The organism is Pedobacter lithocola (assembly GCF_042650845.1).
Taxonomy (GTDB): Bacteria; Bacteroidota; Bacteroidia; order Sphingobacteriales; family Sphingobacteriaceae; genus Pedobacter; species Pedobacter lithocola.
In genome coordinates this window covers 39,968-55,765 of record NZ_JBHSBW010000004.1, presented here as the reverse complement: position 1 = coordinate 55,765, position 15,798 = coordinate 39,968, and the positions used below count along the sequence as shown (strand labels likewise).

Here is a 15,798-nt window from a genome sequence, read left to right as displayed (position 1 = left end):
GTCTTTGCGGCTAAAACCGTATATTTGATATACCAATGAAATTCAAAATCACATCAGCATATCAACCAACTGGAGACCAGCCTGGAGCCATAAAACAACTGGTAGATGGCGTAAATGCAAACGAAAATTATCAAACATTGTTAGGTGTAACAGGTTCTGGAAAAACTTTTACAATTGCTAATGTTATAGAGCAAACGCAAAAACCTACACTAATATTAAGTCATAATAAAACGTTAGCCGCTCAGCTTTATGGTGAGTTTAAAAACTTCTTTCCTGAAAATTCTGTAAACTATTTTGTTTCTTATTACGATTATTATCAACCAGAAGCATTTATCGCGTCTAGCAACACATACATCGAAAAGGATTTAAGCATTAATGAGGAAATAGAAAAACTGCGTTTGCGAACAACTTCTGCCTTAATGAGTGGTAGGAGAGATGTTATTGTAGTTTCATCCATCTCTTGTATTTATGGTATGGGAAACCCCGAAGATTTTTCGAGAATGGTATTTCGTTTTGGTGTGGGCTTGCGCATTTCTAGAAACTCATTTTTGCATAGCCTTGTAGAGATTATGTATGCCCGTACAACTACCGAATTTAAACGCGGAACTTTTAGGGTTAAAGGTGATACAGTTGATATTTATCCTGCATACTTAGATCATGCTTACAGGGTTTCTTTTTTCGGAGATGATATTGAAGAACTTTCTGCCATCGATCCGGTTTCTGGTAAAACAATTGAAAAACTGGAAGATATGGCGATATATCCTGCCAATCTTTTCGTTACACCTAAAGACAGATTCAATCAATCCATTTGGGGCATCCAGGAAGAATTGGAGATTCGTAAAAACCAACTTATTGGCGATAGACATTTGCTAGAAGCGAAACGATTGGAAGAGCGTACAAACTTCGACATCGAAATGATGAAGGAATTGGGTTATTGTTCAGGTATTGAAAATTATTCCCGTTTCTTTGATGGTCGTAGTCCCGGTATGCGCCCTTTCTGCTTGTTAGATTATTTTCCTGATGATTATTTAATGGTTATTGATGAAAGTCATGTTACTGTTCCCCAAATCAGGGCAATGTACGGTGGCGATAGATCGCGTAAGTTATCATTAGTAGAATATGGTTTCCGTTTACCGGCGGCATTAGACAACCGTCCATTAAATTTCACAGAATTTGAGGCATTAGCACCTCAAACCATATATGTAAGTGCAACACCTGCAGAGTATGAATTAGAAAAATCTGAAGGTGTAGTGGTAGAGCAAGTAATTCGCCCTACTGGTTTGTTGGATCCGGTAATTGAAATCAGACCTGCAATAAACCAGGTTGATGATTTACTGGATGAGATTGACATCACGATAAAACAAGGCGGTCGTATTTTGGTAACTACTTTAACCAAACGCATGGCTGAAGAATTAACCAAATACATGGATAGGCTAAACATCAAAACCCGCTACATACACTCTGAAATTAAAACTTTAGAAAGAGTAGAAATCCTTCGGGGTTTGCGTTTAGGTGAATTCGATGTATTAATCGGTATAAACTTACTACGGGAAGGTTTAGATTTACCTGAGGTAACCTTGGTTGCTATTTTAGATGCCGATAAGGAAGGTTTCTTGCGTTCAGAGAAATCATTAATTCAAACCATTGGTCGTGCGGCAAGAAATGACAAAGGAAGAGTTATTATGTATGCCGATGGAATTACAGATAGTATGGAAAAAACCATCTCTGAAACTAATAGAAGAAGGGATATTCAAATTGCATATAATTTAGAGCATGGTATTATCCCAATGACCGTTGGAAAATCTCGCGAAGCGATCTTAGAACAAACTTCTGTGTTAGATTTCTCTCAGAAAGCAAGCGATAATAAGGCTAGAGCGTATATCGAAAATGCAGAAATTAGCATCGCTGCAGACCCTATCGTACAATATATGGGCAAAAGTGAATTGCAAAAAGCAATTGATAACACTAAGAAAGAAATGCAAAAAGCTGCAAAAGATATGGATTTCTTGCAAGCGGCGAAACTTCGTGATGAAATGTTTGCTTTGGAAAAAATGTTTAGCGAAAAGTTTGGAAAATAATCTGGAGTTTTAATTTAATATGGACGGACAAAATAGAAATGATATTTATCCTGGTTTGGAGGTTGGCATTATCTTAAAAAAAGATCAGCGAAGCGGAAATGTTACTTATGGTATTGTTAAAGATTTATTAACTTCATCTTCATTTCACTCCAGAGGGATAAAAGTAAGACTTGATGATGGTAAAGTTGGAAGAGTTTGTGAAATTGTTGAAGATTAACAAATTGTAATCATAATGCAATTAAAGGTTTAAAAAGTAACAAAATATTTATAGCTACGTCTATATTTGTAGAAGATTAAATTTAGAATGGGATTAGTTAAGTTCATTTTTATAGCAATATTGGTGCTTTGGATTATCAGAATGTTAATCCGATTGATTTTGCCTATGTTGTTTAATAATCTTGCTAGCAAAATGCAACAGCAAGCAACAGGGCAACCGCAACAACCAAAAAGAAAACCCGAGGGTGCAATTTCTATTGATTATATGCCGCCAAAACCAGACCAAGGTAAAACAGATAAACTTGGTGATTTTGTTGATTACGAAGAAGTTAAAGAACCTAAGTCTTGATGAAAATCAAGACTTTTTTTATTTGGCAAAACTGATTTAGTTAAAATTTATCACTTGCATGTAAAGCAGCAGGATTTTTTAACCTTTAAAAACTTTTAATATCGAACTTAGAAACCAGTTTTCTTCTGCCTTCATCATAGCCTCCATCGTTTTATCGATATTTTTAGCTAATCTATTAATATCTCCTATAGATTTTTGGAAGGTTTTAAATTCAGGATCTTTATCATCGCCGGTTACCGAGGTTAATTCTGCTAATATTTTTAAAACCGGTTCCAATTCCCGCTTCTTACGCTCTTTAGCAACTTGGCGAGCAATATTCCAAACATCCTTATCTGCAAAGAAATACTCTTTCCGTTCGCCTGCTTTATGCTGTTTTTCTACCAAACCCCAGCCAATCAAATCTCGAACGGTCATGTTTGTATTTCCTCTCGATATGCTTAACTGCTCCATAATGTCTTCGGTGGTAATGGCTTCAGGCGAAATTAATAGCAAAGCATGAACTTGCGCCATGGTTCTGTTAATTCCCCATTCCGAGCCTAGTTTCCCCCAAGCCTCAATAAACTTTAATTTTGCTTCAGCTAATTCCATACACAAATGTAAGTGGATTTTTATACTTTCAAAAATTATTGAAAGTTAATTCATCCATAATTAGCATTCATTTTTGGAATATTTAAATCGCTATTTTCGGGTTTACAATTTTTTAATGTTAAGGCATTCAATTTATTCCTTTAATATACCCTTTAAATTTTTATTTTTGACGTTCGTTTAAACTTAAACAAACCTTAATGAATAACTGGTTTAAAAACAATGGCACCCATCTAGCCATTATTGCAATTTTCGTAGTCATTTGTTTTGCCTACTTCAGTCCTGTTTTGCAGGGTAAAGCGCCCGCACAGAGCGATGTTATCCAATCAAAAGCAATGCAAAAGGAAATAATGGATTACAAGGCGAAGGATGGTACAGGCCCACTATGGACTAATCAAATGTTTGCCGGAATGCCATCTTACCAAATCTGGGTACAGTACGCATACAACGGCGCAACCTATGGTATAGCATTAATTACTAAGGCATTACCAAACCCTGTTGGTACGGTTATGCTACTTTTATTAGGGGCGTATTTTTTGTTTATAGTATTAAAAGTTAATCCATGGCTGGCTGCAGCAGGTGCCATTGCATTTGCTTTTACATCATACAATTTCGTGTTAATTGCTACCGGGCATAGTAACAAGGCATTAGCAATTGGCTTTTTTGCGCCCATTATTGCAGGCATAATATTAACACTTAGAGGTAAGTATTGGTACGGCGCAAGTTTAACAGCATTATTTTTAGCGCTAGAGATTAGGTCCAACCACATCCAGATGACCTATTACCTATTCTTAGCAATATTAATTTTTGTTGGAATAGAAGTTTATCAATCATATAAAGCTAAAACCCTGCCTGTTTTGGGCAAAGCAATTGGCTTTTTGGCCGTTGCGGTTTTGCTATCTGTAATGGTAAATGCAAGTTTATTGTGGACAACCTCTGAATATGCTAAAGAGACCAATCGCGGAAAATCTAATTTAACATCTGCAAATGCAGAGAAAGGTGCAGGCATGTCTAAAGAATATGCTTATGGATGGAGCCAGGGCGTTGGCGAAACATTTAGTTTTTTAATTCCAAGTTTATATGGCGGCAAAACAAGTATTGATGAATTGGTTAAGCCAGAAAGCAATATGTACAAGGCTGTTGCTGAAATTACTGGTGGAGACCAAGGACAAACTATACAAGCCATTCAATCTTTAGCACAGCAATTAAATATGCAGGAATATTGGGGAGAAAAACCTAGTACTTCTGGAGGATATTATTTCGGTGCTGTAATTTGCTTTCTATTTGTTTTTGGTTTATTCATTGTTCGCAGCCGATTGAAATGGTGGATTTTAGCCACAACAATATTATTTATCTTATTATCATTAGGTAAAAACTTCCCCTTGGTTAGCGATTTATTTTTTGATTACTTTCCATTGTACAATAAATTTAGAGCAGTAGAATCTATCCTTGCTGTAATTGGATTGCTTGTTCCTGTATTGGCATTGTTAGCCGTAAAAGAAGCACAAGAAGGAACTATTGATCAGAAAGAATTGGTTAAAAAATTAACTTGGTCTGCCGGCATAGTTGGTGGTTTCGCATTAATAGTAGCTTTAATACCTACGTTGTTTTTTAGTTTTAAAACTTCTACTCATGCAGAAATTGTACAAGCATTAACTCAATATTTACAGAATAATGCATCAATCGCTCAAAAAATTGCGAATGGTTTAGTAGAAGATAGAATTTCTATCGCTCGTGCAGATGCTTTTCGTTCTTTCCTTTTCGTGCTTATAGGCTTTGGAATTGTATGGGCATTCATTACTAAGAAAATGAATATGCAATTTGCATTCGGGTTATTAAGTCTTGCAATTTTGGTAGATATGTGGCAGGTTGATAGAAGATACTTGAACAATAAAAACTTCGAAACTAAATCTACTTTAGAAAATTATTTCCAGCCACGTGATGTAGATACGTTTATAGCAGCTGATAAAGATCCAAATTTCAGGGTTTTTGACATGGCGATAAATACATTTCAAGATGCAAGTACTTCTTCGTTCCATAAAACAATTGGCGGTTACCATGCAGCCAAATTAAAGCGTTATGATGAGTTGATTCAAAATCAATTCACAAAAAGCATCAATCAAGATGTATTGGATATGTTAAATACCAAATACATCATCAGTCAAGATCAAAAAACAGGCTCGTATAAAATGCAGCGTAACCCAACTGCCGCAGGCAATGCTTGGTTTGTTGGTAGTGTTCAGTATGTAAAAAATTCTGATGAGGAGATGAAAGCCATTAGCAGTTTCGATGCAAAAAAGGAAGCTATTGTTGATGAAAGTTATAAAGGATTAATGAACAGCAAAATTTTAGGTACCGGAGAAGAAGGGTTTATTAAATTAACAAACTACAATCCCGATCACTTAACTTACGAATACTCTACAGCCAAAGATGTAATCGCTGTCTTCTCAGAAATTTACTATAACAAAGGCTGGAAAATGTATATCGATGGTGTTGAAAAGCCTTATTTTAGAGCAGATTATGTTTTACGTGCTGCTCAGTTAGAAGCTGGTAACCATAAATTAGAATTTATATTTCATCCAACTTCTTATTATACAGGAGAAAAAATATCATTAGCAGGTTCTATTTTATTAGTACTAGGTTTAGGATTTGGTTTCTATACTGAAAACAAAAAAAAGAAAGCTGTTAAAGCATAAATATCAAACTGGTTTATGGATTAACCATCACCATAATTTTATGGCTAAACCTTTAATACCTGCAAGCAGCACAGCTTGTGGGTATTTTTATGTCGTGTCATTTGAAAATACTTATTAATCATATGATTAAATTTAACAATATGATAACATTTGTTTGATATTCAGTAACTTACATTTGTATATAAAATCAGATGTAATGTTAGAATCATTCTTTGCGATTTGTCTTTTAGTCGTTGTACTTTATTTCTTTAGCCCTTTTGAGGTAAAACTCGATGAGGAAGAGGAATGGTAAAATAGCCTTGTTATACTCAAACTGCTTTTTTAAAGCGGTATTAAAATTTCCTCCCCCTAAAATTCTCGTTTATGGATAAAAGAAATGTCGAAGTAGTCGTGATATCCGATGTACATTTGGGCACATATGGTTGCCATGCCAAAGAACTTTTAAAATATTTAAAAACCATTAAGCCTAAAACACTTATTTTAAATGGTGATATTATTGATATCTGGCAATTTAGTAAAAGCTATTGGCCAGAATCGCACATGAAAGTTATCCGTAAGTTGATGAAGTTTGTTTCAGAAGGTGTGGAGGTACATTACTTAACGGGTAATCATGATGAAATGTTAAGAAAGTTTGATGGTATGGAAATGGGTTCATTTCATTTAGGAAATAAACTCATCATGGAAATCGACGGGAAGAAGGCTTGGTTTTTTCATGGTGATGTTTTTGATGTTACCATGCAACATTCTAAATGGTTGGCAAAAATGGGTGCTGTAGGTTACGATACTTTAATCTTGATAAATAGTTTTGTTAATTGGGTGCTTAATGCTTTTGGTAGGGAGAAAATGAGTTTCTCAAAAAAAATAAAAGCAAGATTTAAAGATGCGGTTAAGTTTATAAACAGCTTTGAACAGGTTGCAGCTGAGCTTGCAATAGAAAAGGGTTATGAATATGTGATTTGCGGGCACATCCACCAGGCAGAGAAAAGAGAAATTGCTACTGATACTGGAAAAGTAACTTATTTAAATAGTGGTGATTGGGTAGAAAGTTTAACGGCTTTAGAATATAATGAGCAGAACTGGAGTATTTTTAAATACGAACATCGCGATTTTGTGAAGGATGAAATTGATGAAGGAATACTTTCTGATGCAGAAGATTTGAAAAGTAAGTTGGATATAAATTTGCTTTTGCAAAATATAAAGTATGAAATTGCCCGATAATTTAAGATATTCGGCATTTAGCAATGAAAATACTTTACGCAATCCAAGGCACAGGAAATGGTCATATTAGCAGGGCAAGAGAAATAATTCCTTTGCTTCAGCAATACGGCGAACTCGATATTTTAGTTAGTGGTACGCAAGCTGATGTAAAATTAAGTCAGCCGGTAAAATACCAATTGCATGGTTTTAGCTTCATTTTTGGCAAAAAAGGTGGGGTAGATCATTTTAAAACCTGGCTAAGCATGAATCTTTTCCGCTTTAGGAAAGATATGATGCAGCTTAAGCTCAAAGATTACAATCTTATTGTAAACGATTTTGAGCCAGTAAGTGCATGGGCTTGTAAGCTACAAGGCGTAGAGTGTGTTTCATTAAGCCATCAGGCTGCATTTAAATCCAAAAAAGTTCCTCGTCCACGTACTATTGATTGGGGTAAGGTGATCCTTAGTCACTATGCACCTACCAAATATCACATAGGTTTTCATTTCGATAGGTACGACGATTTTATTTATACACCTGTTATCCGTTCAGAAATTCGTGCTTTAGAAAGTAAAAATCTCGGACATTATACTGTTTATTTGCCCGCAGTTGATGATATAAGATTGGTGAAATTGCTTACTCAAATACCAAATGTAAACTGGCAGGTCTTTTCTAAACATAATAAAGATAGCTACCAAGAAAAAAATGTTTTTGTTGAGCCTGTTAACAACGAAAAATTTAACAAAAGCCTTGCAAGCTGCGAGGGTTTATTTACAGGCGGTGGTTTTGAAGGACCTGCGGAAGCACTATACTTAGGCAAGAAGCTTTTGGTAGCGCCAATGCGGTTTCAATTTGAGCAACAATGTAACGCCTTTGCATTAAAGCAATTTGGGCTGCCGGTAATTTGGGGAAGCACCAAAAACTGGTTGCCGATTATTAAAGATTGGGTAGCAAAACCTCAAGAGCATCAATTTAATTTTCCAGATGAAACGGCTAAAATTATTGATGATATGGTAAAAAAATATGCAAGAGTTTAATTGATTTTATTTTTTGCCCTTCTGTTTCTCGGTCTGTGTCCTCACAGACCTAAATATAAAACAAGCTTACAACTTCTAAAAAAATACGGAGACTTAATTATTGTGATTTCCTGCAGATTTCGCTGAATATGCATATTCTATATCATGTACATCGGTATTTGTGCCAGCAAACCTAAACTCAATTTATACCGTCAATCCCAATTTATCCTAACAGCTTCCTGTATTTTTAGTTAAAATAATTTGTTTACTTTGCCTAATCTTTAACATGGCATGATTAATCAGTTCAGAAAATTAAATCCAATTAACCTTCTTTTATTACTGGCGTACACGTTTTTTATGCGTATCGTTATTTTTTACGAGATGCCCGCACAGTTGAATTTCGATTTTCTAGAACCTTTTGCCAGGTTAATGATAAATATCGATTTAGATAAGGCCTTTTCTCCTTCAACAAATGTTTTTTTTGCCAGCATTCTAGTATTTACACAAGCACTTATTTTCAATCGGATTATCAATAACCACAACCTATTATCCAAACCAAGTTTTTTGCCAGCATTAATGTTTATAACCGGGGCAAGTTTGTTTATGCCGTTTATGGTTTTAAGCCCTGCTTTGCTTTGTAATTTTTTGTTGATTTGGCTGATTGATAAGTTTTTGAAGCTAAATAAAAGTTTAAATTCCATTACAACTGTATTTGATATCGGGATGATTATTGCCATCGGAACCTTGATTTATTTTCCTTTCATGGCCATGTTGATAATGATTTTTTTATCTCTAATGTTGTTTCGATCATTTAATTGGCGTGAATGGATTGCAGGTTTAATTGGATTTTTAACTGTGTTTTTTTTCCTTGCTGTATTTTATTATTGGAAAGATAATTTAAGTTCATTCTATCAAATTTGGAAACCTTTGGGGAACAAATTTCCATCTGTATTTAAAATTAACTATAACGATTATTTGGTTCTAATACCTGTAGCCTTAATCATCATCCTGGCGTCGTTACAACTTCGCGAGAACTTCTTCCGAAGCTTTATAAGTACCAGAAAGGGTTTTCAGATGTTATTTTTTATGTTTATTGTTGCCGCTGCAAGTTTTTATTTAAAGCCCGATTTTAGAACTTGGCATTTTTTACTTTGCGTTCCTCCTGGTGCAGTTTTGTTAGCATATTATTTTAGTATTGCGAAAAAGCGTTGGTTTTACGAAACCCTGTTCTTGCTCTTCATAATTTCCGTTCAGTACTTTCTGTTTGTTTAACCTTTTTTAACAAAATGATGTAGAGAAACTTGTTAAAGATTGATAGCTTTGTGGCATGCTTGGTAAGTTTTAGAACTTAACAGAATGGTTTTTAAAGATGGATTAATCGATTCTTATTAAGGTAAATGAATAATTTAACTATTGATATAGGTAACACATCTACAAAAATCGCGGTTTTCGAAAGCAAGGAACTCATTCATTTTAATCGCTTTGAGAAGATTACTAACAATGATTTACTAGCGCTTATTGAAAAATATGATATCGCAAATTCAGTAATAAGTTCTGTTGATGAAGAGATCGGCGTATTAGAAGATTTACTCAAAAACAAAACAATTTACCACCGTTTTACAGCAATGTTTGCAAAAAACGGTGTAAAAAATAAGTACAAAACGCCATCAACCTTAGGATTAGACCGATGGGCAGCAATATTGGGAGCGAATGCAATATTTCCTGCAAGTGCCAGTTTAGTTATTGATGCAGGTACTTGTATCACTTACGATTTGCTCAACACAGAAGGCGAATACTTTGGAGGAAGCATCAGTCCGGGAATAGTTATGAGGTTTAAAGCGGTCCATGAATTTACAGGTCGGTTGCCTTTGATAGATTGGAACCCTGAAAATGAAATCCCTGAAGGCATCGATACCAATTCGGCCATAAAGAATGGAATATTGCAGGGCATAATAAATGAAATTGTAGGGTTTATCGCCCTAAATAATATAAATGAAAGTGCCTTAAAGGTTATTATAACAGGTGGTGATGCCAATTTTTTGTTTAAGCAATTACAAAACAGCATCTTTGCGCCTCAAATAATAAAAGATCCTTACTTGGTATTAAAGGGATTAAATGAAGCTATTGCAGATTAGAATGTACAAAAGAATAAATTATATTGCCGCCATATTCGTTTTAGTGTGTGGTTTAGGTGCTCAGGCACAGGTTACCACATCATCTCCATATTCTAGATATGGGCTTGGCAACATCAAAGGTTCATTGCTTCCTCAGTTAAGGGCAATGGGTGGTATCTCTACAGCTGTAAATAAAGTTAATGGGTTTAATTATATCAATATGCAAAACCCTGCATCTTATTCTGGTGTAACCTTAACTACTATTGATATTGGCATGAGTGCCGGTTTAAATAATCTTACCAGAAACGATTTAAGCGAAACAAGTTTCAATTCTACCTTTAGCCATATTGCGTTTGCAGTACCAGTTAGTCGCCGCTCTGCATTGAGTTTTGGTATTTTGCCATATTCTGATTTGGGTTACAGTTATAAAAATACAACTAAAATAGACACCATGTCGGTCGATCAGCTTTATGAAGGTGAAGGTGGTTTATCAAAAGCTTACATGGGTTATGGATATCGTTTTGGCGACCATTTAAGCATTGGTGCAAATGTTGAATACATATTTGGTAACTTACTTACCACTCGTGCTACAGAATATGCAGATGCAGGTGCATTGAACTCTAAATTGCAAAATAAAAATAGTGTTGGCGGCTTAAATTACTCTTACGGCATTCAGTATAACTTTAACATTGCACCAAAAACCATTGTTACTTTAGGTTATTCAGGTAGTAGTTCTGGTAAAATTAATTCAAGTCAATCGTACTTTGCAACGGTTTACAACAGAGATGCGAACGGTAATGAAAACACAGCTTTGGATACTTTAAGCTCGGTAGTAAGTGCTAAATCTAATTTAACATTGCCGCTATCTCACAACTTTGGTATTGCGATACAGCAAACCGATAAATGGTTAATTGGTGCCGATGTTAGGATGAGCAAATGGTCTAATGTTAGTATTAACAACATCAACCAAGGCTTGCAAAATAGCTATGGTGCATCTTTGGGTGGTCAGTTTACTCCCGATATTACCTCATATAACAGTTATTTTAAACGTGTAGATTATCGTTTAGGTGTTAATTATGATAAGACCTACATCAGAATTGGCAATCAGGATATTAAACAAATGGGTGCATCCTTAGGATTTGGTTTCCCTCTTCCATCCGCTAATGGCTTGTCGTTTTACAAAATAAACTTTACTACAGAAGTGGGTCAGCGTGGTACAACAACCAACAATCTGGTTAAAGAGAAATTCATCAACTTCCACTTAGGCTTTACATTGAACGATACGTGGTTCCGTAGGTATAGAGTAGATTAATTATGCGCAAGGCATTTTTTTACTGTCTGATTTTGGGGTTATCATTATTTATGGTTTCCTGTGGGGATGACGACTTAAAAAAAGCAAATGCAATCCATCAGAAAATAGCTTTAAACCGAGATAGAACGCTTGGCGTAGAAATTATTTACAGCGATTCGGCAAGAGTTAAAGCCAAAGGAAATGCACCGATTATGGATAAAGTTACCGCTGATAATGGCAGTACTTATCAGGAAATGATTAAAGGGGTTAAGATTGATTTCTTTAATGTTAACCAGCCCGGTGTAATTGATGGAACATTGATTTGCGATTATGCCATCAGAAGAGACCAGGAACAGAAAACCTTTTTCAGAAAAAACGTAATCGTAAAAAACGCTAAAGGCGATACCTTTTCATCCGAAGAATTAATTTGGGATGAAGCAAAAAAACTTTTCTATTCTACACAAAAAGTTACTGTACAAACAACGGATGGTAATATCATAGAAGGTGTAGATTTTGAAGCACCACAAGATTTCAGTACTTACAAAATTAATACTGCAAGTGGGCAAGCCGTATTAAAGGACGAAATTGCGCCATAAAAAACCAAAATTTTTCTTATCTATTTGCTTAAAAATTAAACAGTTGATAAATAAAATTTTGTGTTTTCTTTTTTGAGGCAAATTTGTATCTTGCGCCCTCTTAAAAAAAACTAAATAATATAAGTACAATATGGGATTAATGACATTTTTGCGTAACCGTGCAGGCTATATACTAGTCTTTGCTATTGGTTTTGCAATTGTTGCATTTTTAGTAGGTGATGCAATTAACGTGGGTAAGCCTTTTTGGGCCGAAAACCAAAAGACAGTTGGTTCGGTTGATGGTAACGACATCAGTATTGATGAATTCGGACCAAAAGTAGAGCAAAATTTAAATCAGTTTAAACAACAATACGGCGGCAGTGCAAATGCTCAAATGCAATCGATGGCTGTAGATCAAGCGTGGAATGCAGAGTTAGCCAGCGTTTTGTTAAATAAAGAATATGACAGATTAGGTTTGACAGTTTCAGAAGATGAACTGGTAGATTTATTAGTTGGTCAGAATCCTAGTCCGCTAATTAAACAATACTTTACCAATCCTCAAACTGGTCAGCTAGACCGTATGCAGTTAAACAGCTTCTTAAAATCGAAAGATCCACAAGCTCAAAACCAATCTGCATTGTTGCAAACTGAAGTTAAAAACCAAACTTTGCAACAAAAATATTCAAACTTAATCCGTAATTCGGTTTATGTTACTTCTTTAGAAGCGACTGATGAATATACAAACCGCAACAAGTTGGCTAACTTTAAGTATGTAAGTTTGGATTATACTTCAATTCCGGATGCTTCAGTTAAATTAACTGATGCAGATTATTCGGAATACTACGATGCTAATAAATCTCGTTTCAATAACCCTCAAGAAACACGTTCATTTGAATATGTAACCTTTAGCATTAAGCCAACCAAGGCAGATTCAGCTGCGGTTAAAGCACAGGTTGATAAATTAGCTGCTGATTTTAGAGTAGCTAAAAATGATTCGCTTTTTGCAGCCATTAATTCTGATGTGAAGGTACCTTTCACCTATATCACTAAAGGTAAGTTAGACCCTGCAGTAGATTCAGCGGTGTTTTCTTTACCGGCAGGAAGTTATTACGGACCTGCATTATCTGGAAATTCTTATAAAGTGATAAAAGTAGTTTCTACCCGTGTATCTCCAGATTCAGTAAAAGTAAGTCATATTTTAATTGACCCAGCCAAAGTTGGTGGCGAAGATAAAGCCGTAAAATTAGCAGATTCGTTAAAAGGTTTAATTAATAAAGGCGGTAGTTTCGCTGAATTGGCGAAAACCTACAGTGTTGATGGTTCAAAAGATCAAGGTGGTTCTATGCCTGCTTTCGCTCGTGGTGCTATGGTACCAGAATTTGAAAATGCAGCATTTGATGGAAGTGTTGGAGATTTGAAAACAGTTAAATCTCAATTCGGTATTCACATTATGAAAATCGAAAAGCAAATCGGTTCATCAAAAGTGGCAAAACTGGCTTATGTAGAGAAATCATTAGCAGCAAGTAGCAAAACTCAAGCTTCGGCTTACAAAGCGGCAAGCAACTTCTTAAACGATGTTAAAGGAAATGATTTTGCCAAATTTGCTCAAACTAAAAATCTTAAAACTGCTGTTGCAGATAAAATTACCGCTACCCAAGGTTTTGCACCAGGCTTAGATAATCCACGTAAATTAATTCAGGATGCATATGCAGCTGATAAGGGTGATGTTCTTCCAGAAATTTACACGATGGGTGATGGTTATGTTGTAGCACGTGTTACCGACATCAGACCAAAAGGTGCTTTGCCTTTAGATGCTGTTAAAAAGGAAATTCAGCCGATGGTACTGAATGCTGCTAAAGCAAAATTGCTTAAAGCAAAATTTGATGCTGCTGGTAAAGCCGGCTTAGCCCAAATCGCTGCTAAAGTTGGTAAACCGGCTCTTCCAGTTCAAAACATTGTGTTTGCTAACCCAATTATACCTGGTGTTGCACAAGAAAATAAATTGGTTGGTTCTGTATTTGGTTCTCAACCAGGCGAAGTTTCTACACCTGTAGAAGGCGAGCGAGGTGTTTACGTATTTTCGGTAGAGGGATTTTCTAGTCCTGCTCCGATTGCAAATATGTTTAAACAAAAAGAAACCATGTTGTTGAGTTTAGGTCAGCGTTCTTTAGGTGCTGCTTTCCAGGCTTTACAAGATAATGCGAAGATAAAAGACAATCGCGTGAAATTCTATTAATTAGAAATTTCGTAAATTTACAGCCGTTCTGATGTTACATTAGAACGGTTTTTTTATCTAAATGCCATGGAAATTCAGGAAAACTTCGTTAACAAGGTTGCCAATAGTGGTTTAATCACTTTAAATCTGGAAGATTATTATCATCCGGGTGAAAGGGTTTTATACGATATTAAGGATAATCTGTTCCATGGTTTAATGCTCAGGGAAAAGGATTTCCGTGAATTTATTAAAAGTCACGACTGGAGCCAGTACGAAGGTAAAAATGTAGCTATCATTTGCTCGGCAGATGCGATTGTACCAACATGGGCTTATATGCTTTTAGCCAATAAATTAAAGCCTTTTGCTAATGAGGTTGTTTTTGGCGGCTTAGATACTTTAGAAGCGGTCATGTTTTCAAAAGCATTATCAAAAATTAACACCGAATCGTTCCTTAATGAACGTGTTGTTGTAAAGGGATGTGGAGATATTGACATTCCGGTTGCGGCTTATGTTGAAATTACCAATTTGCTTACACCCGTTGTTAAAAGCATTATGTTTGGCGAGCCCTGTTCTACCGTTCCAGTTTATAAAAGAAAAGATTAAATTTTGGTTTGCTTTTTGCATATCTTGTTGGTAAGCTGCAAACAACCTTATCATGTGGCTAAATAACACAACTGAAACACATTTAAGCAAATGAAAAGGTTATTATTAATCATCTCTTATACATTTCTTGCACTATCTATATCCGCACAAGAGTTGCCCGTAAAAAAGGAAGCTGTGTTTCAAGATGGTGAAATATTGAAATACAGGTTAAAGTATGGATTTATCACTGCTGCGGAGGCTATGATTAAAGTCCAGAATTCTGATTTAAAATTTGATAATAAGCCAACGTACAAATTAACTGTTGATGCACAGACATCGGGAACATTTGATGTGTTTTACAAAATCAGGGATCATTACGATTCATATATAGATAAAACTGATTTATTGCCATACTTCTACCAGGAAAACATTCGCGAAGCAAGTTATAAACGACAGGATAAAGCCCGTTTCAACCAGGATGGGAAGAAGGTGGTTTCAAATAGAGGAACTTTTTCTACTCCAACAACACAAACATTCGACTTAGTTTCGGCCTATTACTTTGCCAGAAGTTTAGATATTTCGAAGCTTAAAGTTGGTGATAAATTCAAATTAAATTATTTTTTGGGTGATGAAATATCTGCTTTAGAAATTGAATATGTAGGTAAGGAAACTGTAAAAAATAAATTAGGTAGTATTCGTTGCTTAAAATTTAGCCCATCTATTAAGCCCGGGAGGATTTTTAAGAAGGATAGTCGCTTATATCTTTGGGTTACAGATGATGGAAATCGTGTTCCGGTAAAAGCGCAAGTAGAAATATTGGTTGGTGCGGTAACGATGGAACTCACATCGGCTGCAGGTTTAAAATACGCTTTAGCAAAAGACTAATG

Annotated in this window: 14 protein-coding genes; 13 read left to right on the top strand and 1 reads right to left on the bottom strand. The window is 35.4% G+C overall.

All coding sequences use genetic code 11. The annotated features are described in order from the left end of the window. The first annotated feature begins 35 nt into the window (after positions 1–35). The 3 genes from uvrB (at position 36) to ACFOWA_RS02160 (ending at position 2,643) form a co-directional block, all read left to right on the top strand. The gene (gene uvrB, locus ACFOWA_RS02170; RefSeq protein WP_378981319.1) at positions 36–2,078 is read left to right on the top strand and encodes an excinuclease ABC subunit UvrB; all 2,043 of its coding nucleotides are present in this window, start codon (positions 36–38) and stop codon (positions 2,076–2,078) included. Between the two features lie 19 nt (positions 2,079–2,097). Next, positions 2,098–2,295, top strand: a complete 198-nt coding sequence (locus ACFOWA_RS02165; RefSeq protein WP_378981317.1) for a YwbE family protein — start codon at positions 2,098–2,100, stop codon at positions 2,293–2,295. An 87-nt stretch (positions 2,296–2,382) separates the two neighbouring features. After that, positions 2,383–2,643, top strand: a complete 261-nt coding sequence (locus ACFOWA_RS02160) for a DUF4834 family protein (protein ID WP_378981315.1) — start codon at positions 2,383–2,385, stop codon at positions 2,641–2,643. A gap of 78 nt (positions 2,644–2,721) precedes the next feature. Here ACFOWA_RS02160 and ACFOWA_RS02155 read toward each other — a convergent pair whose 3' ends face one another. Then, complete coding sequence (locus tag ACFOWA_RS02155) at positions 2,722–3,231, bottom strand: GbsR/MarR family transcriptional regulator (RefSeq protein WP_378981313.1); 510 nt, start codon at positions 3,229–3,231, stop codon at positions 2,722–2,724. Between the two features lie 197 nt (positions 3,232–3,428). Between ACFOWA_RS02155 and ACFOWA_RS02150 the strand changes: the two genes are divergently transcribed. The 10 genes from ACFOWA_RS02150 (at position 3,429) to ACFOWA_RS02105 (ending at position 15,796) form a co-directional block, all read left to right on the top strand. Continuing rightward, a complete protein-coding gene (locus tag ACFOWA_RS02150) occupies positions 3,429–5,924 on the top strand; it encodes a YfhO family protein (RefSeq protein WP_378981311.1) in 2,496 nt (831 codons plus the stop codon). Positions 5,925–6,287: 363 nt separating this feature from the next. Next, positions 6,288–7,142, top strand: a complete 855-nt coding sequence (locus ACFOWA_RS02145; protein ID WP_378981309.1) for a UDP-2,3-diacylglucosamine diphosphatase — start codon at positions 6,288–6,290, stop codon at positions 7,140–7,142. A 23-nt stretch (positions 7,143–7,165) separates the two neighbouring features. Continuing rightward, a complete protein-coding gene (locus tag ACFOWA_RS02140) occupies positions 7,166–8,155 on the top strand; it encodes a glycosyltransferase family protein (protein ID WP_378981307.1) in 990 nt (329 codons plus the stop codon). Positions 8,156–8,425: 270 nt separating this feature from the next. Then, positions 8,426–9,406, top strand: coding sequence for a DUF6427 family protein (locus ACFOWA_RS02135; RefSeq protein ID WP_378981305.1), 981 nt, complete (start codon positions 8,426–8,428; stop codon positions 9,404–9,406). Positions 9,407–9,531: 125 nt separating this feature from the next. Then, positions 9,532–10,269, top strand: coding sequence for a type III pantothenate kinase (locus ACFOWA_RS02130; protein ID WP_378981303.1), 738 nt, complete (start codon positions 9,532–9,534; stop codon positions 10,267–10,269). Further along, entirely contained in the window at positions 10,250–11,560 is a 1,311-nt protein-coding gene (locus ACFOWA_RS02125) for an OmpP1/FadL family transporter (RefSeq protein WP_378981301.1), read from the top strand. The genes ACFOWA_RS02130 and ACFOWA_RS02125 overlap by 20 nt, the downstream gene beginning before the upstream one ends. A 32-nt stretch (positions 11,561–11,592) precedes the next feature. Next, entirely contained in the window at positions 11,593–12,135 is a 543-nt protein-coding gene (locus ACFOWA_RS02120; protein ID WP_378981299.1) for a hypothetical protein, read from the top strand. Between the two features lie 130 nt (positions 12,136–12,265). Then, entirely contained in the window at positions 12,266–14,350 is a 2,085-nt protein-coding gene (locus ACFOWA_RS02115) for a SurA N-terminal domain-containing protein (protein ID WP_378981297.1), read from the top strand. Between the two features lie 66 nt (positions 14,351–14,416). After that, on the top strand, positions 14,417–14,932 hold the full coding sequence (locus ACFOWA_RS02110) for a DUF2480 family protein (protein WP_378981295.1): 516 nt from the start codon (positions 14,417–14,419) through the stop codon (positions 14,930–14,932). Between the two features lie 90 nt (positions 14,933–15,022). After that, positions 15,023–15,796, top strand: coding sequence for a DUF3108 domain-containing protein (locus ACFOWA_RS02105; protein WP_378981293.1), 774 nt, complete (start codon positions 15,023–15,025; stop codon positions 15,794–15,796). Positions 15,797–15,798 lie beyond the last annotated feature (2 nt).